Below are 25,720 nucleotides of genomic sequence, written 5' to 3' on the forward strand. Positions count from 1 at the left end.
CAATCTGGATAAGGGTTTCAGCGAAATAAAAAGGGAACAAAATGAAAAAAATTTCAAAATGTTCCCAGAGGTGACCCCGCAGAGACTCGAACTCTGGGCCCGCTGATTAAGAGTCAGCTGCTCTACCAACTGAGCTACGGAGTCATTTTTGATAAACTGCTTATTATTAACGGGCTGCAAAAATAACTGTTTGACGTATTTTGCACGCCAATTTTTTTTATGGCCGCATATACAGGCAAGTTAATTATTATAACAGCACCTTCAGGTGCAGGTAAAACCTCCGTTACCAGATATTTGCTGGATAAAATTCCCCAGCTTGGCTTTTCTGTTTCAGCCACAACAAGAAAACCCCGCAGCAATGAAACCAATGGCGTTGATTACTATTTTATTACCGAAGAAGGCTTTCATAATAAAATACAGAACGATGATTTTTTAGAATGGGAAATGGTATATGAAGGAAAGTTTTATGGCACCTTCAGAAGTGAGCTGGAAAGGATATGGAATGATAATAAAGTGCCTCTGCTGGATATTGATGTGAAGGGCGCCGTACATGTGTTTGAGCAGTTCGATGAAAACTGCCTTACCATTTTTATAGAACCGCCCTCTGTTGAAGAACTGAAAAGGCGTTTAAATTCCCGTGGAACGGAAAGCCTGGAAAGCCTGCAGACAAGGCTGAATAAAGCGGTGTTTGAACTGAGCTTTAAACACCGGTTCAATATCATCATCATTAACGATAAACTGGAACAGGCCTGCCTGGAAGCGGAAACCGCTGTAAAAAACTTTTTAGGACTTCAGGTGCACCATAAGGTCAAGTAATGAAATCATAAAAGCGCCCTGTGAAGACGGAAGTGGTGTAAAAGAGTTGCTTTCATTAATAAAGCCTGTGCATTGCAGTGTTTGAGGGTCAATAAGCCAGTATTCCTTTACACCGTATTGCGCATAAATTTCTTTCTTTTTTGTTTTATCGTACCTGGAAGCTCTCGGCGAAAGCACCTCAATCACCAAATGCGGTGCGCCGTGCACGTAGCCATCATCGCCTAAAATATCCATCTGTTCATCCGCAACAAAGAAAATATCAGGGCGGTAAACATTTTTTTCGTTGATGTAAATATCTACATCGCTCAATACCTTCCCTATGGGATTTTTTCTCAGGTAGCTTTCAATGCGGAAGAGGATAATTTTTACAATATCCTGGTGCTTCCAGATGGGAGAGGGAGACATAATGATATGGTCTTCTATTAACTGGCAACGGGTGCCTTCAGGAAGTATTTTAAATAATTCCAGTGCTGTTCTCGGCGGGTGCAACATACTTTCCATACCGCTAATTTACGGCATTTATAAATCTTTATTTTTATGGTTAATTAAAATATATGCCATCATTTAAAAACAAAACAATATTCATTACCGGGGCAAGCCGCGGTATTGGAAAAGCCATTGCCCTGAAACTGGCAAAAGAAGGAGCGAACATTATTGTGGCGGCGAAAACCGTGGAGGAAGATGCAAGGCTGGGCGGCACTATTTATACAGCAGCAAAAGAAATAGAAGCCGCCGGCGGCAATGCCTTGCCTGTAAGGGTTGATATAAGGCAGGAAGAACAAATACAGCATGCCGTTACAGAAGCTGTTGCATTTTTTAATGGCATTGATATAGTTATAAACAATGCATCTGCTATTCAATTGACTGATACAGAAAACACAGAAGCAAAGCGCTTTGACCTGATGTTTGATATAAACGTTCGCGGCACTTTTCTTGTAACCAAACACTGCCTTCCTCATTTAAAAAGATCGGGCAATGCGCACATACTTACCTTGTCGCCGCCATTAAATTTCGAGGGAAAATGGCTGGATAAACACATTGCTTACACCATAAGCAAATACAATATGACCATGCTGGCAATGGGCTGGGCGGCTGAATTTAAAAAATACAATATAGCTTCCAATACGCTTTGGCCGGCCACTACTATTGCAACCGCTGCGGTTAAGAATTTACTGGGCGGCGATGCATTAATGCAAATGAGCCGCCTGCCTGAAATAATGGCCGATGCCGCTTATTATATTGTAAGTAAAGCGGCTGCCGTATGTACCGGCAATAATTTTATTGATGAGAAAGTATTGGAAGCCGAAAATATAACCGATCTGTCCGGCTATGCCGTGAATCCCGGCGGCCCTTTATATCCCGACCTGTTCCTGTAACGCCTGCTCCTCTAATTATTGCCGGATGATGCACCACTGCTTCCCGGCGCAATAGATATGCGTAATTCAATACCGGCCCTTGTAGTGATGATGGGCGCCGATGTGGAAATGTAGGGAATGATGCGCTGCTGTTCAAAGTAAAATTTAAGGTCAATGCGGTTATTGATCAGGTAATCAAAATTGGGTTGTATGGAGATCGTTTTTTGCCCGCCCGTGCTATAGGCAGATGCCTGGTCGAGCACACTATTGGTTTGCAGGTCGTTGCGTATGGAGAAGTCAAGGCTGATATTCAGGTCTGTTTTGCCGGGCTCGGTTTTAATAAAAGGCAATTTGAATGGCATGTTCACCCCTTTCTGGCGGTAAGTGCCGCCAAACGTAAACGAATTGCTGCTTACTTCACTTAGCTGGTAATCGTACAGGCTCATGCTTAATATCCTGCTTTTGGCATATTCAAACCGCAGCGATGTTTGATCGGTGGTGGTAACATCAATGCCTATCAGCGGTGAAAACTGCTCCTGTATGGTAAGGCTCGGAATAAGGAAATAAGGTATGTAGTTGCCCGATACCGAATCCCGGTAAGCCGGCTGGCTCAGGTGCAGCGGGTCGTAATATAATAAGGAATTGCTAAAGCTGTTCATGCTGAATGTGCTGGTATAAGCATGCGTTATGGTTATATTGCTGAATAGGTCAGACAAAGCAGGGAGCCTTGATAACCCTGTATAGGTGATGCGCCAGTTAGGCAAGGCATGAATGCTTTTGAACGGGTTTGATTTTATGTTTGAATTGCTTTCATTTATTAAGCCCACCGTACTTGCATTTTTACCTGTGTAAGCTGCAATAAATGCCGGCAGCAGCACATCCTGCTGGTAGCGGCCGTAACCGGTTGGGAAGCTGTCAGACTGGAAAGTCTTATCCCAGTATGGGTTTGCCTTGGCAAGCCTGTTGGCAATTGTAAGGCGGTTGTCCTGGAATTTTTTAAATGTGTTGGAAACCTGGTTGGGATTTGACTTTTTAAACAATGTTTGAAAACTTATATAGGATGCGGAAAACCCACCCCCCGCCAGCTGGCTTAAATGGTTAAATGATGCCGTGCCGGAAGAAAGGTTTTTAAACAGCTCGGAATAATTTTTGGAAAGCGTTTTTTGAATGTTCAGGTCAATATTAAACTCCCGTATCGGCTCAAGCTGTGCGGTAAAATTAATCTGCTGCTGAAAATCCTGTGAATATAACAGGTTAAACAAAGTGTCTTTGGTAATTACGCCCTGTCTTGCTTTTTTGTTCAGCCAGTTGGTATCGGGCTGTTTGCCAAAAATATAAGCATAGCCCGGCTGGCTGGCTTTCTGGTCCTGGCCAAGATAGCCTGTTCCTGTTGTTATACCGGGCACACGGCTGTTGTAAGTTTCATTATAGGTGAGGGATGCATGTTTCACCATGGTCAATAACTGGCCGGCAGCCTTTACAGCGCCGCCCGGGCCGGTGGTTTGCCTATTCTTTCTTTGCTGCCTGCGGTAATCTCTTTTTTGCTGACGCCATTTTTGCAGGGCATGCCTTTTTTCAGCGCCTCTTAGTTTGTTGCCTGCAGAGTCGGTTATAATTTCTATCCTTGATTTTGGAGGCTGAATGCTGTCGCCGGGGCTTTGGCCTGCATTAGTATTATCATCCACCTGGCTTATGGCTGTAAGAAATTTTGATTTGGCATATAACCTCGTTAAATCAAACTCGGCTGTTACGCCATTTTGCTGCGAGTTTTCAATGGTGTTGCCCAGGCTGGTTGCCAGCAGGCTGGCGCCTACCCAATTGTATGATGTTGCATAGCTGTACCGCCCGTTGATCCAGTCTGTAACCGGAAGCTTGGCAAAAGGAATATTATAACTTAGCGTGCCATGCTGCTGGTACAAAGTGTTTCTGCCTGCATGAAAAAAATTCTGCCTTACCGTATCTTTCTTTTCCTTCGTGTTAAGCAAGCCATCCGGTTCATCAACCCTTGCATAAGCTACAGCGCCAAAATCCAGGTTAAAGCTCCGGGTAAAATCCCAGCGCAGGTTATAATAACGGTCAAAGGTGAAGTACTTGTCATACGTGGTATCAACCTTTTCCACCTTGGAATCGTAGGTATTCACTATTCTCGGAATATACATGCCAAACTGCCGGTTAATATCGTACCGCACACCCAGCAGCGACGGCACATAATTAAAGTTGATGTCTTTTACAGGTGCAAGCCAGGGGCTCTTATTCCTGATAAGATTTTTAAACGGCTCTTTAAATTTTGGCGTGGCATTAAAGGTATAGCCAAACCCGCCGCGATAGGTTTTTATATTATTAAGCAGTATGGTGGGGCTGGTTTGCTTGTATTCGGTATAAGAATAGCTGAAATCGAAATTGCTTATGCTCCAAAGCTTTGCCTGGGCGCTGCGCTGGGCAAAGCGCACATTGGTGAAATTGATGGTTTTAACCGTTGTAACATCGATGGCTGCTTTTCGCACTGAATCTTTATTAATGCCGGGCATTTTTAATTTATCCTTATACAGAATATCCAGGTCGAAAGGATCGTATTCCGGCGTTAAAATGGTTTTATTGATGCTGGCATATACAGGTATGGAAAGGCCAACGGATTTTGGCAACAATTTACCGGCGTCAATATTCAAAGCCGCATCGTACTGGAACATATTATCGCGGGCGCGTTCATTTATCTGCTGGTCAATGGTTCCAAACCCATACGTATAAGTGTTGGCTGAAAGCGAGAGTGTGCCCAGGTCAGCAAGCTGCATATCCACCCGGCCCAAAGCGGCATAACCGCCTTTTTCATCTATTTGGGAAAGGCGCAGTTCATTCACCCACACTTCTGTGCTGATGGTATTGGTGGTTTCATTTTCAATGGCAATTAAAATGCCTTCTACTTCGCCCAGGTTGGGGTTGCCTTTAATGCTGTAAACCCTGTTGCCGATTTGCTCAGAATAGTATTGCGAAATGTTTACCGCAGCGGCGTTCCTTCTTGTTTTAAGCAGAACAAGATCGTTTAGGGTAAGGTTAAGGTTATTAGAGTCGGGCCAGATGCCGGAGGCCAGCGTGGTGCCAAATGGTGTTACCTGCAAGGGGATTTTTACTTCGTAATAATTTTCCAGGAAGTCCTGGCCAATGCGTATAACAGCGGCTACCTGGCCATTGGCAAGCTGCGGCGATTGCCTGAGCCCGGATTCTGCGTGGATAAACATATCCAGCTTGCCGTATTGCCTCAGGTCGAGGTTAAGGGTTTTGAATACGGCTCTCGAATCATTTTTTTGCAGGTTATTTATCTGCAGGCTCATGGCCTGTTCATTCTGCAGCAGGTTCACCCCGTTATTGCTCAATTCCTGCACCCGCTCAATGCCCGGCGGTATCATGTATGGTATAGGCTGGCGGCTGCTGTTTTCTTCTACATTTACAGCCAAAACATTCATGGTGGTGGCAGCGGCGGTGGATATGGGCGTATAACTGCCGCTTGTATCTACGTTGTAGGTAAAGGTGCGCCATTGGTTGCGCACCATATCCAGTGAGGCAAAACGCAGCACAACAGAGTCTTCAAAGCCGGACAGGTACATGCGCATGAAACGGATGGATTTAAAATCAGACATTTCGCCCACCTTGCTTGTAAATTCCTCCACGGGAATGCGGAACAGGTACCAGTCTTCTGTGGTGGAGGCGCCGTCTGCCAAACGGGGCGTTACGGTGCGCCTGTCCGTTACGTACTTTGTGGCGCCAACGGCCATGCCCGGTTTCAGGTCAATCTCATATTCATAGTATTCTTCCGTTTCATTCAGTGTGTTATCCCGGTTCAGGTCTTCATTGTCCGGGTATAAGGTTGCGGCCGGCGAAAACTGCGAGGTGCCGGTGTAGATGGGCGAGTTGCCCTGCGGGTTATTATAATCTTTATACCTGCCTAAAATACCGGTGCCTGCCCTGGTATAGCTTTCATCCCTGTACCATTTATAATTGTCGTTTGCCGGGTCTGCCTGCGCTTTCTGATACAAGAGGGAGCCGGCGCCAAAATTGGTGGCTATATCCGTTAAAAAGGTGCTGCGCTGCACCCTTTCAGAGTCGTCGGCCTCGCCATCAAAACCCACATCCTGGTATGGGCGGTCGCTCTCGGTGCTGCTGAAAGCCTGCGTTAATTGTATAGGATTAACCGGCGTTCTGCCCCAGGCTGAATTATAGACGGCGGCGGAAGTGGACGGTGTGGGTAAGCCATTTTCATAAAAACGCCTTCCGTCTTTCAGTATATCCTCGCTTACGTTGCCAAGGTTAATGAACAATTTTCCGCCTGTGCCTGACGGGTCCTTGATAAACGGGTCTTGTATCCAGAACTCAATGTACTGGATGTTGCCGGTTTCAAAATCGGTCTGGTCCAGGCTGCGCATAATGCCGCCCCAGCGCTGCTGCGGGTTCAGCAGTTTGCCGTTGGCATCCACATTGGCTTTATCGCTGGCAAAATTATACGGGCCACGGTCTGTGGGGTAATATGCCAGGTCGAATGTGGAAGCAATTACATCTGTAATATTGGTGGTGCGGTTGGGAAATAATTCATTCGTATAAACCTGCCTTACACGGGGATCGCTCAGTTCTTTCAGGTTTCCGCGCAAAGGGTTATTGGTGCTTGATTTATCCTGGAGGATGGGCTCGATATTATACCAGGCCAGCTTTGCGCGGTTTTTGCCATAATCAAGATTATTGGTTAACTGGCTTTCCGGGAAGGAGCTTGGCGTGGAGGCAAGCGCCCACGAAATAAAAGGATACCGGAGATCAACACTGCTGGTGGCGCCTTCAAAATCATCAATATAAATAAGCCCGCTGCTGCCTTCGCCAATTTGTGAAGGATGGCCAGGCTTAAGCACGGCCGCTTCGCCATAGGCATTGATGGTGCTCATGGCGTCAGAATTATAAAAAGGAAGCTTATTGAGGAGGCGTGTTAAGCCCGGCAGGTTGTTCTGGTAGCTGAAGTCGAAGCCGTACATGGTGTTGCGTATCGGGTCTTCACCATAACTCACCTTGGTATAGTAAGGCCTCTCAGCCAGCCGCTCCACCGTGCCGCCAAAGGAAAGGTGCTTGTTTGCAACGTAATCAAGCCTTAAGCCCAAAAAGCTGCGCTGCTGGGCGCCATACGTGGCATTATTTTCAAAATCTACATTTACGCTCACCCCTGAGTTTATAATAGCCTGGTTTATGATTTTTAATGTGCCGAGGTTATAGTCAATGATATAATCAACATTTTCCGTAAGGGTTTGCCCGCCCGCCGTTACCTTAACCGATCCTTGTGGGATGTTAAAGGCGCCAAGGTAAATTTCACTGGTTGAGCTTCCTTTAACGGTGCCTTCCAGTTTATAGCGGTTCAGGTTAGCATAAGTTTGCGCTATTGCTTTAATTGAATCGTATAACTGAAAATATACGTATTTATTTATGGTATCCTGGCTTACCCCCTGGAAGGCCAGGTCGGCGAGGTCCTGCCCAAAAGGCTCCAATACCGGGAAGAGGATCTTACCCTGCTGCGCTATTACCGTAAACCCATTCACAAAATCATAATATCCGTCTGGCTGGGGATCGCCGCGGCCATTTAACCGGTCTGCGCGAAGGATTTGTATAAGCGTTTGGCCCGACACTGCGGGGTCGCTTACAGGCAGGTACCGTTTTGTGCCGCCGCTTGGTTCCTGGTATAAAACATTCAGCTTGCAATTGGTAGAATCCATGCCTGAAATATCAAGCGAATACACGTTTTTCATCATCAGGTTCCATATAGGCAGCTTTACGCGCTGGGATGTGGCTTTAAGCAGTTTTAAAAAAAGCACTTTCTGAACGCCCTGTGTGGAATCGAGCGTAACATCCTGCGAAAATTCACCCACCTGATAAACCTTTCCATTATATGTGTACTGATAAGCCACGCCCAAAACATCATCAGACTGCAGTTGCACATTCAGCGACAGGAAGCCGACCTGCGGGTTATAATAATATTCTGTTGAATCGAGCTTGCGGGCAAAGGTTTTTTCATAATCGTTTACCGGTGCAAGGCCTCTTGCCACCAATAAACTGTTCACTATGGAAGGATCGCGGAAACCGGCGCTTCCAAGCAATGTGGAATACAGATCATTTGTGGTGTTTTTGGGCAGCTGGTCGCTTGTAATGGCATGGATATTTGAATTGGCAGGCTCAATCTCTCCCATATCGGCAAAGCCAACAACCGTCCTTGTATTGGTAGTGGCGCTGGTGCGGTTGGTAACCCAAACTTCCATGCGCACAATCTGCACCTGGCTGTTTACCACCGGCAGGTTGGCCATGGCGCTGTTATAATTCTTCCTGAAATACTGGGCCAGTAAAAAATGCCTGTTTTCATCATAATCATCCAGCTTTTTATTAACGGTTTGGTTTAAGCCGCCGCCGGAGAGGTTTAAGGTTTGCTGCTGCGATTTCTGGTTAGCCAGCGCCGTAGTAATAAATAATTTTCCAAACTGTAGCTGTGTTTTCACGCCAAACAGGCTTTGCGGGCTCGCCATTAAGCTGCTCTTGGTTTGAAACGAAATATTGCCGGCTTCCACCGATTTTAATATTTCATCATCCATGCCTTTATAATCGAGCTTTAACTGGTTTTCATAATCAAAATTGGCAAGCGTATTATAGCTGATGGGCAGTTTCAGCTTATCGCCAATGCTGGCATTAATGTTCAGGTTGGTATTCATGTCAAAATCCAAACCGCCGTTCCTGCGGGCGTTTTCCGGCAGGGTGGGATTTTTAATTACCTGGCCCTGGTAGCCCATGGTAAGGTCAACGGTGCCCTGTGGTTTTATATCCACTTTAAGGCCGTTCGGGCCCAGGCCAAACATGCGGTCGAAAAGCCTGGTGTAAACACGAGGCTCGGGCCGTGATATTTTCCTGTTAAGGTCAAGTAAAGCCTGGCCGCGCTGGTTGAAATAATCCTCCTCCTGTTTCCGGCTTTCCAGGCGGTACATTTCGTCAAACGTAAGATAGGTGGGCTTGCGGTAAATCACATCGCCTACCTTCTCTGTTATATAATATTGATTGGTTGCCGGGTCGTATTCAATATGCTGTTTGATAAACCCGGTGTCTCTTATGTCGAAAGGATTGGAATAATCCCATGTAAACCTGTCTCCACGCCTGTCCTGCAAAGGATAATGCAAGCTGTCGTGCAGGGAGTAACCGCCCGTATCGGCATGTTGTGCAATGACATCACTGCACCATCCCAATACAAAAACCGTTATCAATAAAAGTTTATTGGCAACAAGAAATCTTATCAATTTTTGTGTAACTAAGGTTTAGTAAAATTTCTCAATAAGCTATAGATTTTTTAGTGCCAGTTTAATAATGTTCTCCACTGAAAGGTTATTGGACGATGAAAGTACTTTTTTTATGGCCGTTTCAGCAATATTTTTTTGAATGCCCAGGGCTACCAGCGCATCCAGGGCGTCTGCCCCCACCGTACCTATTGAATACGCAGATTGCGGCATATTGGTTTGCAGTTTGTTTAACTTATCTTTCAGCTCCAGCACAATACGTTCTGCCGTTTTCTTTCCTATGCCTTTAATGCTTTCCAGTTGTTTGGTATTGCTGTTTGCAATCGCCCTGATAATTTCATCGGGCTTCAGGCCGCTCAGCATCATTCTTGCTGTGGAGGCGCCCACACCGGAAACGCTTATCAGTTGTAAAAACAGTTCTTTCTCTTCCACATCGCTAAAACCATATAGCGTATGCGCATTTTCGGTAATGTGCAGGTAGGTAAACAGTTTGCCGCTCTCCTTGTTTGCAATAGCTGAATACGTATGCAGGCTTATCTGCAAATCGTAGCCAACGCCATTTACGTCAACGATTACCTGCGAAGGCAGCCTGGTTACAAAATTTCCATTTACAAATGCTATCATACAAGGGCATCAAAAATATAGCATTCATTTAATCGGCAGGTTATTTTGTTAGCGAACAACTCAAACTATATTGTGAATAAAACAAAATGAGCCTTTACTGTGTTTAAGCAGCCAATGTTTGCTTCCGGATATATTTTAATCAAAATAATGCACTTGTTTAAACTGAAAAATGAAACCATATACACAGGTTTTTCGCAGTTGGCGAATTATATTCGCTCAAATAAATAACAACTGCTATACATGAAGAAGGTGTATGTTTTATCAGCTTTTGCTTTTATATACGGCTTTGCTGCTGCGCAAACAAAGCGCCCCATGAATCCTTCAGATTATCTGCGCTATGTGGATGTATCCGATCCGCAGGCGTCGCCCGATGGCAAATGGTGCACTTATACCGTCTCAACCGTTGATACTTCAAAGGATGAAACCGATAATGATATATGGATGGTAAGCTGGGATGGAAAAGAAAATGTACAACTGACCAACACAAAGGAAAGCGAGAGCACGGCGCGCTTCAGCCCTGATAATAAATACATCTCTTTTCTTTCTTCAAGATATGCCGATGATGATGATACGCACAAAGATGATGCGGCCACGCAGCTATGGCTTTTGAACCGGCTGGGTGGTGAAGCCAGAAAAATAACCGACGTAAAAAATGATATTGAAGATTATGTATGGAGCCCGGATGCGAAAAAGATTTTGCTGGTGATGAATGATATTGATTATTCCGATACCGCAGAATCCGGCAATCGAAAGCCGTATGTAATAACCCGCTACCATTTTAAGCAGGACGTAACCGGCTACCTCGATAACCGTAAAACCCATTTATACCTGCTTGATGTGGCTACGCATGATATTGATACATTAACATCGGGAAATTATAATGAAGGCGATGCTGCCTGGAGCCCGGACGGTAAAAAGATAGCCTTTGTAAGCAACCATACGGAAGATGCAGATAAAAATGAGAATGATGATATTTTTATCATGGATGCGATGCAGGGCGCCATTCCTTTTCAGCTTACCACATGGAAAGGAGAAGACACCCACCCGCAATGGAGCCCGGACGGAAAATACATTGCTTACCTGCAAAGCAGCAGCGACGAAAATTTTACCATGTATGGCCAGAATATACTGGCGCTAATATCCGCAGATGGCGGCAGGCCTAATTTAATTTCCTCTTCCTTCGATAAACAATTATATGAGCCGCGCTGGAGCAAAGACGGAAAAAATATTATTGCTTTAATGGAAGACGACCGCCAGCAATTAATCGCTTCTTTTAATATTGCCACCGAAAAATATGTAAAGCTGGCCAGCGGCGAAAAAGTTTTCTGGAATGCAGAGATGAACCCGTCAAACGGCGACTGGCTGGTTAACATGACCGATCCTTATACGCCCAACGAATTATATGCGCTTGAAAAAAACGGTTTGCGGCGGTTAACGCATGCCACCGACTCATTTCTTGCGCCATTGCAAACCATTAAGGTGGAAGGCTTTCAAAGCAGAAGCAGCGACGGTACGCTTGTTTCGGGCATTTTATACAGGCCTGCCAATGCGCCCTTAAATACCAGGCTGCCGTTAATAATGTACATTCATGGCGGGCCGGTGGGGCAGGACGATTATGAGTTTGACAGGGAACGGAATACACTGGCGGCAGGCGGTTATGCCGTGGCAGCCGTAAATTATCGCGGCAGCAGTGGCCGGGGCAAAAATTATATACGCGCCATTTATGGCGACTGGGGCAATAAAGAAGTGGTGGATATTCTTGGCGCCGCTGATTATTTGATTGCACAGGGCATCGCCGATTCCAGCCGCATGGCTATTGGCGGATGGAGCTACGGCGGCATTCTTACTAATTATACTATTGCCACTACCACGCGCTTTAAGGCGGCGGCCAGCGGCGCGGGCAGCTCGCTGCAATTAAGCATGTATGGCGTTGACCAATATGTAACACAATACGAAACAGAATTGGGCGCACCCTGGAAGAATGCGGATAAATGGATAAAGCTTTCTTATCCATTCTTTCATGCTGACAGGATAACTACACCTACTTTATTTATGGCCAGCCAGAAAGATTTTAATGTGCCTGCCGCCGGCGCCGAACAAATGTACCAGGCATTAAAAAGCCTGGGCGTGCCTACGGAGCTTGTCATTTACCCTAACCAGTTTCATGGCATATCCGTGCCAGGTTATATGAAAGACAGGTTTGAACGTTACCTTGACTGGTTTGGGAAATATTTGAAGTAAGGCCAATCCCACTAACTTCAATGTAGTTGATTTAAGGCACTATCTTAAAACTTGAAGGCCCACAGGCATTGCTTTTTTGTTTAAAGTATCGGTGTCTTTAATCACGGGTTATCTACAAATTCTCAATTATACCGGCAACGCCCTGACCGCCGCCAACGCAGGCAGTAACCATGCCATATTTTTTATTGAGGCGTTTCATATCATTCAGTATCTGCACAGTCAATTTGCAGCCGGTACAGCCCAGCGGATGACCGAGCGCAATGGCGCCGCCATTGATATTTACAATATCCTGTTTTAATCCAAGCTCCCTTATAACTGCCAGTGATTGCGATGCAAAGGCTTCATTCAGCTCAATCAAATCAATATCGCTTAAATTCATACCGGCCTGCTTCAAAACTTTCGGAACTGCGGCCACAGGCCCAATACCCATAATGCGCGGATGCACACCTGCAGAAACGCAATTCACCAAACGGCCCATGGGCTTTATGCCTAATTCCTGCATCATTTTTTCGCCCATCACGATTACGAATGCCGCGCCATCGCTGGTTTGGGAAGAGTTGCCCGCCGTTACACTTCCGTTCTGCGCAAACGCCGGTTTTAGTTTGGCCAATGCTTCCATCGTAGTATCAGCGCGAACGCCTTCGTCTGTATCAACCACATTGGTTTTGGTTTTGCGTTTATTCTTTTCATCCGCATACACCTGTTCAATACCAATGGGCAGAATGCCGCTTTTAAAATAGCCTTCTTCTATTGCTTTTTTTGCTTTCTGGTGTGATGTTAATGCAAAAGCATCCTGGTCTTCGCGGCTTACATTAAACTCTTTGGCAACGGCTTCCGCTGTAAGGCCCATGCTTAAATAATAATCCGGTTCGTCTTTGGCAATGGAATAAGCAGGCACCGTTTTCCAGCCTGCTGTTGGTACCAGGCTCATGCTTTCCGTACCGCCGGCGATAATGCAGTCCGCCATACCGGTTCGTATTTTGGCAGTAGCAATAGCAATGGTTTCCAGCCCGCTGGCGCAATAACGGTTTACCGTTACGCCCGGCACTTCAATGCCCAAAGCCCTGGCCGCAATAATACGCCCGAATTGCAAACCCTGTTCCGCTTCGGGAACGGCGTTGCCTACAATCACATCATCAATGCGCTGCGGTTCGAGCTGCGGCACGGCGGCCATCAATCCCTTGATTACGTCTATGGCAAGATCATCAGGCCTGTAAAACCTGAAGCCGCCCTTTTTGCTTTTTGTAACGGCTGTGCGGTAACCGGCTATGATATAAGCTTCCTGCATAATTTAGATTTGAGATTTCAAATGTAATGACATTAACTTAACGCAAGTTCGATATAAACATGCACTAACCCACTGCTTTAGCTTTTGAAAAATGCCTAAACCAATGTTATTATTTTAAGCATTTTGCCGAACAGCATATAGAGACAAAACAACAGGGCAGCTAACAATCTACAAGTTGTTTTAAATAAGGTTCTTCTTTATATAATCAATGCTTTTTGTAATGCTGATAAACGGGTCGCCGGGCGTTATATCCTGTTCAACAAAGAAATATTTTAAGCCCGCTTTATCTGCACCTTTAAAGATGGTTTTAAAATCTATTACGCCATTGCCCACTTCTGTAAAAGCATGTTGCGGCGTGTTATCCATATCCTTTACATGCCATAAAGGAAAACGGCCCGGGTTTGCATTGAATAAAGCAACAGGATCGTGGCCTGCTTTATTTACCCAATAAAGGTCAAGCTCAAACTTTACAAGGTTTTTGTCTGCATGGCTCAAAAGAATGTCGTAAGGCAACTGCCCATTATCTTGCGTAAACTCAAAATCATGGTTGTGGTAGCATAATTGTATGCCTGCTTTTGCACAGGTTTCGCCTGCCTTATTTAAGCGTTCTGCAAGCAATTTGTAATGATCTGCATTGCCACGCTCTGCCGGTGAAAGCCATGCGCACACCATATATTTAATGCCGGCAGTTTTTGCATCATCAACCGCTTTATCCCAGTCATGTAAAATAGTGCCCATTAGATCTTTGCCATTTTCCTGGTCTTCGCCCAGGCGGTAATGGCTGCTGGGCATAATTAAACCGTTTTGTTTAAGCAATGCGGCAAAGGATTTTGCATCCAGGCCATAAAAATTCTCTGTGCCGGTATAAGTAGCGCCTTCCACAGAATTATAACCAATGGATGCCACTTTGGCGAGCGTGCCTGCCGGGTCTTTGCCCATCGCATTTCTTACTGTATAAAGTTGCAGGCCTATGTGAGCATCCTTAAAGTGCAATGCGCCGGGTTTTACGAACAGTGCAGCAGAAGCAAGTGATGTTGTTTTGATGAAGAATCTTCTTGTTGTCATATTAACTGGTTGTCGTTAGAGAATATTTTAAACGAACAGGAGCTAAAGTTATTTACTTTCTGTTGTTGTTATGCGCTCAATTTTTCTGTCGGGTATAATCCACATAATGGCTACGGCAATAAACAGGCAGCCGGAAATGATTGTGTTTATATAAGCCAGTGGTATGGCCGCTATATATATAACAAAAGATATAATGCCTTTTTTGCGCTGTGCCTGCATTATTTCTTTTAAAGCGCCTTCGCTTTTATGGCAATTATCAATTGTTGCCTGCAGTATAGTATATGCAATACCGCATATTGCCAGCAATGCGGCATATAATGCAACGGGCAGCGGTTCAAAATAATTTTCATCCATCCAGCCTGTGGCAAAAGGAATAAGCGAAAGCCAGAACAATAAATTAAGGTTGGCCCACATAATGCCGGCGCTTATATGTTTTACCAAATGCATTAAGTGATGGTGATTGTTCCAGTAGATGCCAATGTAAATAAAGCTTAAGGCATACGTGAGAAAAACCGCTAATACAGGTTTTAATGCCTGCAGGCTTGTGCCTTCGGGTATTTTTAATTCAAGCACCATGATGGTTATAATGATGGCCAGTACGCCATCGCTGAAAGCTTCCAGCCTTGTTTTGCCCATATTGTTTTTGGTTGATTGCTGAATGATTGTTCGGTTCAGGCATCTGTTATCCCTGTTCATTTTAAGCTTGCATACACTAACTGTTCAAATTGCTGTGATAACTGGTAATGCGAATTAGGGTTTTGCTGTGTCATAATTAAACATATTAAATGCGCTTTTGGATCGGCCCAGTAAGTGGTGCCGAAATAACCGCCCCATGCAAAGCTGCCTTCGCTGCGGCTGCCGTCGGCGCTGCCCTTATCAGTTGTAATTTCAAAGCCAAGCCCGAAATTGTTTTTACCGTTGAAAAGAAAATCCAGTTGCGGGTGCAGCATCATCTGGGTGGTGCGTCTGCTTAAAATGGTTTTGCCGCCGTAGCTGCCGCCATTCATTATCATCTGCAAAAACAGCGCATAATCATAAGCCGTGGAAGACAGGCCGGCGCCACCCGAAAAATAATGTTTGCTGATTACAGGATAATTGGGATCAACACCAAAATTTGTCTTGCCCCAGGGAATAATATTATGTAACGAATCTTCCGTATAAACTGTTGTTAAGCGGCTGGCTTTATCTGCCGGCAGGTTAAACCAGGTATCGCTCATGCCTAATGGCTCAAAAATATTTTTGCGCAGAAAATCTTCGAGGCTCATGCCAGTTATAATTTCAATAATACCCCCCAGCACATCTACGTTCAGCCCATAACGCCACTGGGTTCCGGGCTGAAAAGCCAGCGGCAGCCTGCCAAGCGTTTTCATGGCCGACAATAAACTTTGATCCATCACGCCAAGCCCTGACGGAATATTATTTTTTGCATAAATAGCCTTCATGTTATCGCTGCCAATAACTGCATAATCAATGCCTGATGTGTGCGTAAGCAAATCTTTAATGGTTATATCCCTGGTGGCGGCAACCGTTGTATAAGTAGTATCGGCCGCATTAAATTTATCCAACACGGTTTCGTGCGCAAACTCAGGAATGTATTTTGAAACGGGGTCGCTTAATGAAAGCTTTCCCTGGTCGTATAAAATTAAAATGCCGGTGCTTACAATGGCTTTTGTTTGCGAGGCAATGCGGAAAATGCTGTTGGCTTCCATTGATTTTTTAGATGCAGCGTCGGCATAGCCATAACCTTTGTATTGAATCACCTGGCCATCTTTTATAACAATGGTGGCAACGCCTTTTATCCAGTTACGGTTTATATAACCATTCACCAGTGTATCTATATTGGCAAGCTTTTTATAATCAATGCCCGGATTGGGCGCGCTGCCTGTTTTGATGGTTGTTTGCGCATGGCAGGCTGTTACAAATAGTAGGGCGCATGCAGCGATGTATAATTTTCTTGTTGTAATAATTGAAGGCATATAGCAAATTTAGTTTTGATAAAAATAATGGATAATAAAGGAATTAATCCAGGGTTTTAATCCTGAAGCGCCAGTGCATATATTTTGGCTGACGAGCCTCTCCGAAAATTCCGTTTGTTAAATTTTGTTTACAATTATTTTATCTTCATATTTGTAGCAGAGATAAAAACTACTAAACTTGAATTGGTAATGTTCTGTATCCGTTAAAAATATAGTTGCTAATCCGATAAAATATAATTGCTAATCCGATAAACGAATTGTTTGCCAGGCGCCTGAACCAGCATCTATACATTTTTTCGAAGATTTCTCCTTTATAGCATGGTAATAAATTTTTTGAAACAAGCTTATTTCCCTGGTGATTTTTTGCCTGCCTGCACCGGCCGTTTTCGATGGGTGTGAGGTAGGCGAAGCCGTGAGGGCGCTTTGGCGCTTCCCTTTTTATTTTGATGGAAAGTAACAACATAACAGGCAATGATGATATTGTCCGGCGTTGCTTGTTCGGCACTGGAATGTTACTATGTATTTCCTAATGCAAACGGTATAAGATTAACGCTGTTTATATAATCATTCCATGCTTCTCTATTTTAAAAAATCGGCCCTGGCGCCTGCCTGCACAGCGGTTGTTATGGCGCTTGCTTCCTGTGGTGTGCCAAAGAATTTCCAGCATGCTATGTACCTGAATGACAGTGTTACCGGCCCGGAAAGCATTGTGCTGTATAAGCCAGTGGTTATTGTGCCGGGCGACAGGCTGAGTATCCATATTACGGCCATTAACAAAGAAGCGGCCGATGCTTTTAATATCACGCAGGCGGCTGCCATGCAGGGCTACCTGGTAGATTCTGCCGGCAATATACAGTTGTTGCAACTGGGCGCCGTGCATGTGGCGGGCCTTACGCCGGTGCAATTGCAACAATACCTGCAAAAGCAACTGGATGATTACATAAAAGGGCCTGTAGTTATAGTGACTATTGTAAACTTCACTATTTATATGGTGGGGGAGGTGGAGCGCCCGGGCGCAATACAGGTACCTGATGGCAGGATCAATATACTGCAGGCCATTGCCCAAAGCGGCGACCTTACGCTCTATGCCAAACGGGATAATATCCTGGTGGTGCGCGAACAGGATGGCAAACGGGAATTTGGCCGGGTGGATATTTCTTCCAACAAGATATTCCGCTCGCCCTATTATAACCTGCAGCAGAATGATGTGATCTATGTGGAGCCGGCCAAAACCAAATTTATTGCCAATGATGTAATGCTTACCCGGAGCATACGTTACATAGGCATTCTCACGACCCTTCTTTCTGCAACTGCCATCATCCTGAATTTAACCAACAGGTAACCGCAAAAATAATGGCTGCAACTTCAATGAAAAAAACGGTTATCAGGGAAGAGGAAAGCGAATTTTCGTTCAGGGAGCTTTTGATAAAGTCGCTGAGCTACCTGCCTTTGTTCCTGCTCTTCCTCGTCATTGCACTTATCATCGCCCAAACCTGCATTCATTTCCAGACACCCGTATATTCAACCAGCATTAAGGTGCTGATTAAAAATGCCGGCAAGGAGAGCAGTGAAAACCCGGTTTTATCTGAATTGCTTGCCACTTCCAGGCCGAATATCTATAATGAAATTGAAGTGTTGCAATCCAGGCAACTGATGGCGAGGGTGGTAAGGTTGCGGCAGCTCAATACAACATATTATTCCATCGGCAAAGTAAATACCCTGGAAGTATATGAGCCTGTTCCCGCCAACCGCTTCCTGCTATTTTCCAATATTAAAGATTCGGGCCGCAGTTACAGCGTTACCATACAGGTAAAAAAAGACGGTATATATGTGTTGCGTGGCGAAGAAGCCGTAAAAATACCTAACCATACCGTCATCAGCACGCCGGAATTTGATTATGTGATCAATATTCTCAATCCACGGGATTACAGGCCGGATTATAAATACCGGGCGGTATGGCAGCCCACAGATGCGGTTGCTGCAAGCCTTTCAGGTTCCGTCACGGTAAACCCGTTAAGCAAATATTCTTCTGTACTGGTAGCTTCCACTTCCTCACAGGCGCCCCGCAAGGCAGAAGGTTTATTAAATGCCCTGGCTGAGGAATACAATAATTATAATATTGAGCAGGGCAATAAAATAGCGGCAAATACCATTCGTTTTATAGACGACCGTTTAGTCTTTATCAGCAGCGAGCTGAATGCGGTGGAAAATGATTTGAAGAATTTCAGGGTGAATAATTCCATTGATATTAGGTCGGAAAGTATAACCAAATTGGGCAACGTAAAGGAACTGGAAAGCAAATTATCCGGCCAGGAACTGCAGATGAACATAGCCAATATGGTGGGCAGCTATATCAATAATCCCGGCCGCCGGTATGGGCTTGTTCCCTCTGATCTTGGTATTGGCGATGTAACCTTAAGCGCCCTGGTGAATAATTATAATGCAGGGGTTTTAAAAAGAGAAGATATGCTAAAAACCCTTGGCGAAAAAAACCTGCAGGTGAAGGCGCTGGAAGCGGAACTGGATGATTGCCGGAGCAGGATAGCAGAGGCGGTAGCAAATGTGAAAAAAGTTTATGCAGACGCCTTCAATGCCACACAACAGCAATATAAAAACGCTTTAAGCAAGGTGCATTCCATACCGGCCCGTGAAAAACAATTGCTCGAAATTGAGCGTCAGCAGGGCATTAAGGAAAAACTTTACCTCTATCTCCTGGAAAAAAGGGAGGAGTCTGCTATTTCACAGGCGGCATCGGTAGGCAACAGTGAAGCGGTGGATAAGGCCGCCAGCAGCGGGCCTGTCAATATAAAGAATGCCAATATTTACATAGTGGCTATATTCGCCGGGCTTGCCCTGCCCCTGCTGATTGTATATTTGATGGACCTGCTGAATGACCGTGTTACCACCCGTGATGAGATACTGAAAATTACCGGAACGCCCATTATTGGCGAGATCAGCCATTTTGCCGGAAAGCATAAGAAGATTGTAGTTGCAGGGGTGAGGGGTGTATGGCCGGAGCAATTCAGAATTGTCCGTACCAACCTGCGCTATTTTCTGCCAAAAGAAAAGAAGGGCGCCACCATGCTGGTCACCTCCGCTATGCCGGGCGAAGGCAAGACCTTTGTTTCACTCAACCTGGCAGCGGTACTGTCTGTATCAGGAAAAAAGACCCTCCTGCTTGGTTTTGATATGCGGCGCCCCAACATCGGCATAGCCATGGAAGCGCCGGAAGCAAAGACCTGCCTTGCGGCCTTCCTGGCAGGTGATATTGCCCCGGAAAAAATTATCAGGCCGGTGCAGGGGCATGATCATTTATACACTATAGTTACCGTATCCGCTCCACCTAACCCGGCAGAGCTTTTATTGTCTCACCGGCTGAAAGTGCTGATGGATTACCTGAAAGCCAATTTTGATTATATCGTGATAGACAGCCCGCCGCTGGGCATGGTAAGCGATGCCAGGATATTAAGTGAGTATGCCGACCTGAGCCTGTATATCGTGCGCCAGCGGTTTACCCGGCGTAAACAGTTGAACATGCTGGAGACCATATACCGGGAGAAAATGCTGCCCGGCCTTGCTATGATCGTAAATGATGTAAAGGTAAAAGGCATCCGTAGTTATTACGGCTATGGTTATGCTTATGGCGGAAGCTACAGCTACGATTACAGCATGGGATACGGGCATTATGGATCAGCGGGAGCGCCCTGGTGGAAGCGGCTGTTTAAAAGGAGCAGGGTTTAAGATGGTTGCAGGAATTGGCAGGCAGGAAAATCCCGAAGAGGATTAAATTTTAATAGCCCCGAATAAAATGGGGGGGAAATGAGGCAGGGTTGTTATTGAACCCCGGCGGGGTTCAATAAACTGGCGCCGATTCACCGCCGGTGAAACCGGCGGCTATTTATATTAAAGCCCGAAGGGCTTATATCGAACGTACGTTAAGTTAATGACATGCAATTTTTGTTTTTAAGCAGGCGCTAAAGCAATGGCAGATTATCAGCAGCATCATTGGGAAATAGCGGCAAGACATTCTTTGTTTGATCTTAAACTGAAGGATACCTGGGAATACCGCGACCTGCTCTGGCTGCTGGTGCGCAGGGATTTTGTATCTGTATATAAGCAAACCATTCTTGGGCCGCTCTGGTTTTTTATACAACCGCTTTTTACTACGGTAACCTATACACTTGTTTTTGGCAATATTGCCGGCATATCTACTGATGCTTTGCCAAAACCCCTGTTTTATATGGCAGGTATTACTGCATGGAATTATTTTGCCGATTGCACCACCAAAACTTCCACCGTTTTTCGCGATAATGCCCATATTTTCGGTAAAGTATATTTTCCCCGGCTTATTATGCCGTTAGGAATTGTTATCAGCAATCTGGTGCGTTTTGGCATACAGCTTTTGCTTTTTTTAGCCTGTATGGCGTACTATTCTTTTTCAGGTGCAAATATTCAGCCCGGCTTATATCTGCTGCTTTTTCCTTTGCTGGTATTAATCATGGCCGGCCTTGGCCTTGGTTTGGGAATGATCATTTCCTCGCTAACGACAAAATACCGCGACCTGGCTTTTGTAGTAACTTTTGGCATGCAACTGCTTATGTATGCAACAACCGTGATTTATCCCCTGTCGGCCGCACCCCAGAAATATAAATGGCTGATTGCGCTAAATCCCGTTACGGCCATTTTAGAAACTTTCAGGTATGGCTTTTTGGGCAGCGGCAGTTTCAGTTGGGGAATGCTGGGTTATTCAGCAGGATTTGCCATTATAGCCCTGTGCGCCGGCGCCATTATTTTTACAAAGGCGGAAAAAAATTTTATAGATACGGTTTGAGAACCGGCGTTTGTATAAATCTTCTAGCCTCATTAAAAACATAACGGGAACCTTTTAAATGCCCATTGCCATTAAAGCAGAAAACCTTTCAAAATTTTATCAGACCGGCCAGATAGGCGCCGGTACCCTGCAAAGCGACTTCAGGCGCTGGTATGCTAAAATCCGTGGCAAAGAAGACCCGCTTTTGAGGATTGGCGAAACCAGCAACCGTATGAAAGACAAAACGGATGTGGTATGGAGCTTAAAAGATATAAACTTTGAAATTGAACAAGGTGATGCAGTGGGCATTATCGGCCGCAACGGGGCGGGCAAAAGCACATTGCTGAAAATATTAAGCCGGATTACCGCTCCCACAACCGGCAGGATAACCGGTTATGGGCGTATAGCCAGCCTGCTGGAAGTGGGCACAGGTTTTCACCCGGAGCTTACCGGCAGAGACAACATCTACCTTAATGGCGCTATCCTGGGCATGCGCAAAAGAGAAATTACCCGCAGGTTTAATGAGATCGTTGATTTTGCCGGCGTGGAAAGATATATTGACACGCCTGTAAAACGCTATAGCAGTGGCATGCATATACGCCTCGCTTTTGCCGTGGCGGCCCATCTGGAAAGCGAGATATTGATTGTAGATGAAGTGCTGGCAGTGGGCGATGCTGCGTTTCAGAAGAAATGTTTGGGTAAGATGGGAGAAGTGAGCAAAGGCGAAGGAAGAACAGTATTATTTGTGAGCCATAATATGGCGGCGGTAAAAAAATTATGTAACAGCGGAATGCTTTTAGATGCGGGCGCAATGAAATTTTATGGCCCGGCCGGTATTGTTATTGAGAAATACCTTTTAAGCCAGAATGTATTTTCTGCATTAAGGATAGAGCAGGTACAGCGAAAGCAATGGAATAACAAACTGCGGTTTACTGATGTTATATTTAAAGGTGGTAATGGCAATTCCAAAACAGGGTTTCTTGTGGGGGAATATGTTGAGATAGAAGTAAGGTTTATTTCAAAGGAAGAAATATGCTCCTGTAAAACCCTGAGAATTGACGTTGGCATCAATGATATATATGGAAACCGGGTTACCTGGCTAAGCACTGCAATATATACTGATAAAATTTGCCCGGAGAAGGGTTTTGTCTTATTCAAAATTGATAGAATACTGTTAAGCCAGGGCACGTATAATGTAAATATATTCTGTGAAAGCAATGAGGGCATTGAAGACTGGGTTGAAAATGTTGCTGCATTCAATATCTTCTTTGAAAATTTTTATAAAACAGGAAAACAGGTGCCTGAAAGGCAGGGCGTTTTGATAACTGATTTTAAAATATTCTAACGATGGCCTCCGTGCTGAAAATGCTTTACAATAAAACAGGCGTAAGCAAGATTATTAAGCGTCAAATCAGCATTCGCCAGGAATTGATTTCCCTCAATAAAAAATCTGATGAGCTATGCTGGGCAATGATATTTAATAATACGATTGCTGATTCAACCTGGCTGCAAAATAAATCCTTCAGTCCTGGCCGGTGGGCGGCAGGTTATTCCTTGTTATACTTATTATACAGAATATATAATGAAATAAAGCCAAAAAATATTCTTGAATTTGGCCTGGGAGAAAGTTCAAAATTAACCTGCCAGTACAATGATGCTTTTTCCACAAGCCGTTTTTGTATCGTAGAGCATGATGCGCTATGGATTGATTTTTTTTCAGTACGGGTAGCGGGAATAAAGAAGCATATAGTTTTATTGCCAATAGAATACACCACCATTGATAGCACAGAAGTGATCCGTTATAAAAATTTATTGGATAATATAGGCCCCGGGAAATATGATATGGTCGTGATTGACGGGCCATGGGGAAGCCCGGATTATTCACGCTATGAAATTATAGACCTGGTTTTAAACGATCGCCTGGCTGAAAATTTTATAATTATTATGGACGATTACAACCGCACCGGCGAAAAGCAAACGATTAAAAAATTAAGAGGTATATTAAACCAGAAAAATATTCCTTTTTCAGAAGGGGTATATTCGGGCATAAAAGATGTTTGCATTATATGCTCAAAGGCTTACCGGTTTTTAACTTCATTGTAATTAAGAGAACCCATTTTTAATCCGCCCGGGCAAATGAAGCGTATAGAAGAAAATTGTTTTCCCATAGTTTCTGTTATCATTCCGTTGTTCAATAGAAAAAGGCTGATAAGCGAAACCCTGCAGTCCGTTATTAATCAAACTTATCGCCATTGGGAAGCTGTAATAGTAGATGATGGATCAACTGACGGTTCGTGCGAGCTGGTTTGCTCAATGGCTTATTCAGATCCAAGGATAAGATTAATTAAGCGCAGCAGGCTGCCTGAAGGAGCGAATACATGCAGAAATATTGGTATTGAAAATGCGCATGGCACATACATCATATTCCTCGATTCGGATGATTTGCTCGATAAAAACTGCTTCTCAAACAGGATTAGCTGTTTTGGAAAATTCCCTGATGCAGACTTCCTTGTTTTCCCAATGTATTTTTTTGATAAAGACAGTTATAAAATAATTGGGTTATGGAATACAGAAAATGAGGAAGATGATATAACGAGATTTTTTAAAGTGGATGCACTATGGGGCATAACCGGGCCGATCTATAGAAAAAGCAGTTTAATTGCGATAGGAGGGTTTCGTGAGCCGCTTCCTTTCTGGCAGGATTTTGACCTTCATGTACGCTTTTTGCTTTCCGGGAAAAAGTATAAAAAGTTTTTACATTCAGAGCCGGATTGCTTTATAAGAAGGCAAACCGGAGACAGCATAAGCAGCGCTGTTCCATTTGTTGCAAATGCCGGGGTCTTAAAAAAAAGGATTGATTTTTTTGAAGATATAATCCGGTATGTTATAATGAATAAAATTCAGTTAAGCTATAAGCAGCGATATACGCTTTGGTCTGCACTGCACTACTTTAACCGTTGCCTGCTTTATGAGCATCATAACCTGGCATGGTTTAATGAATATTATGCAAGGCAAAAAAGGGAATTTAAAAAATACCGCTATTATCCTGTTATCAATTATTGGTACGACAGGCTGATGTATTCACAAAGGCGCCTTCCTGTGAAGCTGTTAGGGCGTATATGCGCCATGATGTTAAAAAGCTTGCTGCTGGATCACAACATCTTTTCTCATAATAGCATATTAGCGCCTTTTGCCGGTGTGCCCAAAGCTGCATATAGCAAAATAGGAAAAACTGTTATTAAGCCTGTACAGGTTTAATAAGATCAGCCTATTAAAAATAGTTTTGAAGCCTGCTTTAAAGTAGTATGCGTTATAGCAAAGAAGTAATTATTGTAATACCTGTATATAAAAACCGTATATCAGAGAATGAGAAACATTCGCTTCGGCAGTGTTTTGCAATCCTGGGCCGGTTTCCCGTTTGTTTTGTATGCAGTCATTCTCTTAAGCTTGATTGTTATGTAAAATATCTGCCGGAAGAGGCCTGCTATACCATACAGCGGTTCAGCGATAATTATTTTACCTCAATTGCCCGCTATAACAGGTTTTGCCTGTCATTAAACTTTTATAAGCGGTTCAAAGATTATCGTTATATGTTTTTATACCAGCTTGATGCATGGGTGTTTAAAGACGAGCTGCTGTACTGGTGTTCCCGCAATTATGATTTTATAGGCGCTCCCTGGTTTGAAGGCTGGGGCATGGCCACGCCGGCCTCTGCCTGTATAGGCGTAGGCAACGGCGGATTTTGTTTAAGAAAAATTGAAAGCTTTATAAGGGTGCTTCATTCGTTTGCATATATTATACCATTCATAAGCGTGCTCAGAAGCTTAAAACATAATCCTTCCATTAAGCAATTTTTATTGACGATAAAAAACCTTAGTATAGCAAATAATACTTTTTATCTTTTTAATAATTATAACTTCCAGGAAGATTATTTCTGGGGTAAAATTGCGCCTGAAAAATTCGCCTGGTTTAAAGTGGCTGGTAAAAAACAGGCATCATTATTTGCTCTTGAAGGCAATGCGCCATACCTGTTTGCTAACAATAAGCAGCATCTGCCTTTTGGTTGCCATGCCTGGGAAAAGTACAACAAAGATTTTTGGATGAAGTTTATTAACATTCAGGAATGAAACCGAGCATGATAATTTTTCTCACACAACCTGTCCCGAACCAGCTTCGGGAGGGGAATGCCTGCCTGCCGGTGAGGCAGGTACATAGCGAGGTTCTCCCGAAGCAAGTTCGGGACAGGCATG

Annotated in this window: 17 protein-coding genes and 1 tRNA gene; 10 read left to right on the forward strand and 8 right to left on the reverse strand. The window is 44.4% G+C overall.

Translation table 11 applies throughout. The features are described 5' to 3' along the window. Window positions 1–71: 71 nt before the first annotated feature. Window positions 72–144: transfer RNA gene (locus tag QM629_RS09440), tRNA-Lys, on the reverse strand. 75 nt (window positions 145–219) lie between these two features. Between QM629_RS09440 and gmk the strand changes: the two genes are divergently transcribed. Continuing rightward, entirely contained in the window at window positions 220–816 is a 597-nt protein-coding gene (gene gmk / locus QM629_RS09445) for a guanylate kinase (protein WP_415159522.1), read from the forward strand. Here the strand turns inward: gmk and QM629_RS09450 are convergent. Further along, window positions 784–1,317 (reverse strand): Uma2 family endonuclease, encoded by a 534-nt coding sequence (locus QM629_RS09450; RefSeq protein WP_415159524.1) that lies wholly within the window; start codon window positions 1,315–1,317, stop codon window positions 784–786. The two genes, gmk and QM629_RS09450, sit on opposite strands and share 33 nt — an antisense overlap. Before the next feature lie 53 nt (window positions 1,318–1,370). Here QM629_RS09450 and QM629_RS09455 point away from each other — a divergent pair, with 53 nt between their 5' ends. Continuing rightward, window positions 1,371–2,192, forward strand: coding sequence for an SDR family oxidoreductase (locus tag QM629_RS09455; RefSeq protein WP_415159526.1), 822 nt, complete (start codon window positions 1,371–1,373; stop codon window positions 2,190–2,192). Window positions 2,193–2,203: 11 nt separating this feature from the next. On the opposite strand, the gene sprA is transcribed toward QM629_RS09455, so the two are convergent. Beyond that, window positions 2,204–9,469 carry a cell surface protein SprA gene (sprA, locus tag QM629_RS09460; protein WP_415159528.1) on the reverse strand — a complete coding sequence of 2,422 codons (7,266 nt, stop codon included), beginning with the start codon at window positions 9,467–9,469 and terminating at the stop codon, window positions 2,204–2,206. A gap of 39 nt (window positions 9,470–9,508) precedes the next feature. Then, entirely contained in the window at window positions 9,509–10,090 is a 582-nt protein-coding gene (ruvA, locus tag QM629_RS09465) for a Holliday junction branch migration protein RuvA (RefSeq protein ID WP_415159530.1), read from the reverse strand. A gap of 240 nt (window positions 10,091–10,330) precedes the next feature. On the opposite strand from ruvA, the gene QM629_RS09470 reads away from it, so the two are divergent. Next, the gene (locus tag QM629_RS09470; RefSeq protein WP_415159532.1) at window positions 10,331–12,331 is read left to right on the forward strand and encodes a S9 family peptidase; all 2,001 of its coding nucleotides are present in this window, start codon (window positions 10,331–10,333) and stop codon (window positions 12,329–12,331) included. Window positions 12,332–12,443: 112 nt separating this feature from the next. Here QM629_RS09470 and QM629_RS09475 read toward each other — a convergent pair whose 3' ends face one another. From QM629_RS09475 to QM629_RS09490, 4 genes are all read right to left on the reverse strand, one after another. Further along, complete coding sequence (locus QM629_RS09475; RefSeq protein ID WP_415159534.1) at window positions 12,444–13,619, reverse strand: thiolase family protein; 1,176 nt, start codon at window positions 13,617–13,619, stop codon at window positions 12,444–12,446. A 180-nt stretch (window positions 13,620–13,799) separates the two neighbouring features. Beyond that, entirely contained in the window at window positions 13,800–14,684 is an 885-nt protein-coding gene (locus QM629_RS09480; protein ID WP_415159536.1) for a sugar phosphate isomerase/epimerase family protein, read from the reverse strand. Between the two features lie 48 nt (window positions 14,685–14,732). Further along, complete coding sequence (locus QM629_RS09485) at window positions 14,733–15,380, reverse strand: TMEM175 family protein (RefSeq protein ID WP_415159538.1); 648 nt, start codon at window positions 15,378–15,380, stop codon at window positions 14,733–14,735. Continuing rightward, a complete protein-coding gene (locus QM629_RS09490) occupies window positions 15,377–16,660 on the reverse strand; it encodes a serine hydrolase domain-containing protein (protein ID WP_415159540.1) in 1,284 nt (427 codons plus the stop codon). The genes QM629_RS09485 and QM629_RS09490 overlap by 4 nt, the downstream gene beginning before the upstream one ends. 571 nt (window positions 16,661–17,231) lie before the next feature. Here QM629_RS09490 and QM629_RS09495 point away from each other — a divergent pair. From QM629_RS09495 to QM629_RS09525, 7 genes are all read left to right on the forward strand, one after another. Beyond that, the gene (locus QM629_RS09495; RefSeq protein ID WP_415159542.1) at window positions 17,232–18,002 is read left to right on the forward strand and encodes a polysaccharide biosynthesis/export family protein; all 771 of its coding nucleotides are present in this window, start codon (window positions 17,232–17,234) and stop codon (window positions 18,000–18,002) included. A 26-nt stretch (window positions 18,003–18,028) separates the two neighbouring features. Beyond that, window positions 18,029–20,401, forward strand: a complete 2,373-nt coding sequence (locus QM629_RS09500) for a GumC family protein (RefSeq protein WP_415159544.1) — start codon at window positions 18,029–18,031, stop codon at window positions 20,399–20,401. A gap of 241 nt (window positions 20,402–20,642) precedes the next feature. After that, window positions 20,643–21,491: an ABC transporter permease gene (locus QM629_RS09505; protein ID WP_415159546.1), complete on the forward strand. Its 849-nt coding sequence runs from the start codon at window positions 20,643–20,645 to the stop codon at window positions 21,489–21,491. A gap of 58 nt (window positions 21,492–21,549) precedes the next feature. Then, window positions 21,550–22,815, forward strand: coding sequence for an ABC transporter ATP-binding protein (locus tag QM629_RS09510; RefSeq protein ID WP_415159548.1), 1,266 nt, complete (start codon window positions 21,550–21,552; stop codon window positions 22,813–22,815). Between the two features lie 2 nt (window positions 22,816–22,817). Further along, on the forward strand, window positions 22,818–23,573 hold the full coding sequence (locus QM629_RS09515; protein ID WP_415159550.1) for a hypothetical protein: 756 nt from the start codon (window positions 22,818–22,820) through the stop codon (window positions 23,571–23,573). Between the two features lie 33 nt (window positions 23,574–23,606). After that, window positions 23,607–24,728, forward strand: a complete 1,122-nt coding sequence (locus QM629_RS09520) for a glycosyltransferase family 2 protein (protein ID WP_415159552.1) — start codon at window positions 23,607–23,609, stop codon at window positions 24,726–24,728. A gap of 47 nt (window positions 24,729–24,775) precedes the next feature. Next, entirely contained in the window at window positions 24,776–25,597 is an 822-nt protein-coding gene (locus tag QM629_RS09525) for a DUF5672 family protein (protein WP_415159554.1), read from the forward strand. Window positions 25,598–25,720: the final 123 nt, after the last annotated feature.

Source organism: Parafilimonas sp. (assembly GCF_047606085.1).
GTDB lineage: Bacteria > Bacteroidota > Bacteroidia > Chitinophagales > Chitinophagaceae > Parafilimonas.

What these genes read in the sequence shown, in the direction of transcription:
- QM629_RS09455 (WP_415159526.1), top strand. Translation starts at nt 1,371, where the DNA reads ATGCCATCATTTAAAAACAAAACAATATTCATTACCGGGGCAAGCCGC.
- QM629_RS09520 (WP_415159552.1), top strand. Translation starts at nt 23,607, where the DNA reads ATGAAGCGTATAGAAGAAAATTGTTTTCCCATAGTTTCTGTTATCATT.
- QM629_RS09525 (WP_415159554.1), top strand. Translation starts at nt 24,776, where the DNA reads ATGCGTTATAGCAAAGAAGTAATTATTGTAATACCTGTATATAAAAAC.
- QM629_RS09505 (WP_415159546.1), top strand. Translation starts at nt 20,643, where the DNA reads ATGGCAGATTATCAGCAGCATCATTGGGAAATAGCGGCAAGACATTCT.
- QM629_RS09515 (WP_415159550.1), top strand. Translation starts at nt 22,818, where the DNA reads ATGGCCTCCGTGCTGAAAATGCTTTACAATAAAACAGGCGTAAGCAAG.
- ruvA (WP_415159530.1), bottom strand. Translation starts at nt 10,090, where the DNA reads ATGATAGCATTTGTAAATGGAAATTTTGTAACCAGGCTGCCTTCGCAG.
- QM629_RS09500 (WP_415159544.1), top strand. Translation starts at nt 18,029, where the DNA reads ATGAAAAAAACGGTTATCAGGGAAGAGGAAAGCGAATTTTCGTTCAGG.
- QM629_RS09450 (WP_415159524.1), bottom strand. Translation starts at nt 1,317, where the DNA reads ATGGAAAGTATGTTGCACCCGCCGAGAACAGCACTGGAATTATTTAAA.
- QM629_RS09495 (WP_415159542.1), top strand. Translation starts at nt 17,232, where the DNA reads ATGCTTCTCTATTTTAAAAAATCGGCCCTGGCGCCTGCCTGCACAGCG.
- QM629_RS09485 (WP_415159538.1), bottom strand. Translation starts at nt 15,380, where the DNA reads ATGAACAGGGATAACAGATGCCTGAACCGAACAATCATTCAGCAATCA.
- QM629_RS09480 (WP_415159536.1), bottom strand. Translation starts at nt 14,684, where the DNA reads ATGACAACAAGAAGATTCTTCATCAAAACAACATCACTTGCTTCTGCT.
- QM629_RS09475 (WP_415159534.1), bottom strand. Translation starts at nt 13,619, where the DNA reads ATGCAGGAAGCTTATATCATAGCCGGTTACCGCACAGCCGTTACAAAA.
- QM629_RS09510 (WP_415159548.1), top strand. Translation starts at nt 21,550, where the DNA reads ATGCCCATTGCCATTAAAGCAGAAAACCTTTCAAAATTTTATCAGACC.
- gmk (WP_415159522.1), top strand. Translation starts at nt 220, where the DNA reads ATGGCCGCATATACAGGCAAGTTAATTATTATAACAGCACCTTCAGGT.
- QM629_RS09490 (WP_415159540.1), bottom strand. Translation starts at nt 16,660, where the DNA reads ATGCCTTCAATTATTACAACAAGAAAATTATACATCGCTGCATGCGCC.
- QM629_RS09470 (WP_415159532.1), top strand. Translation starts at nt 10,331, where the DNA reads ATGAAGAAGGTGTATGTTTTATCAGCTTTTGCTTTTATATACGGCTTT.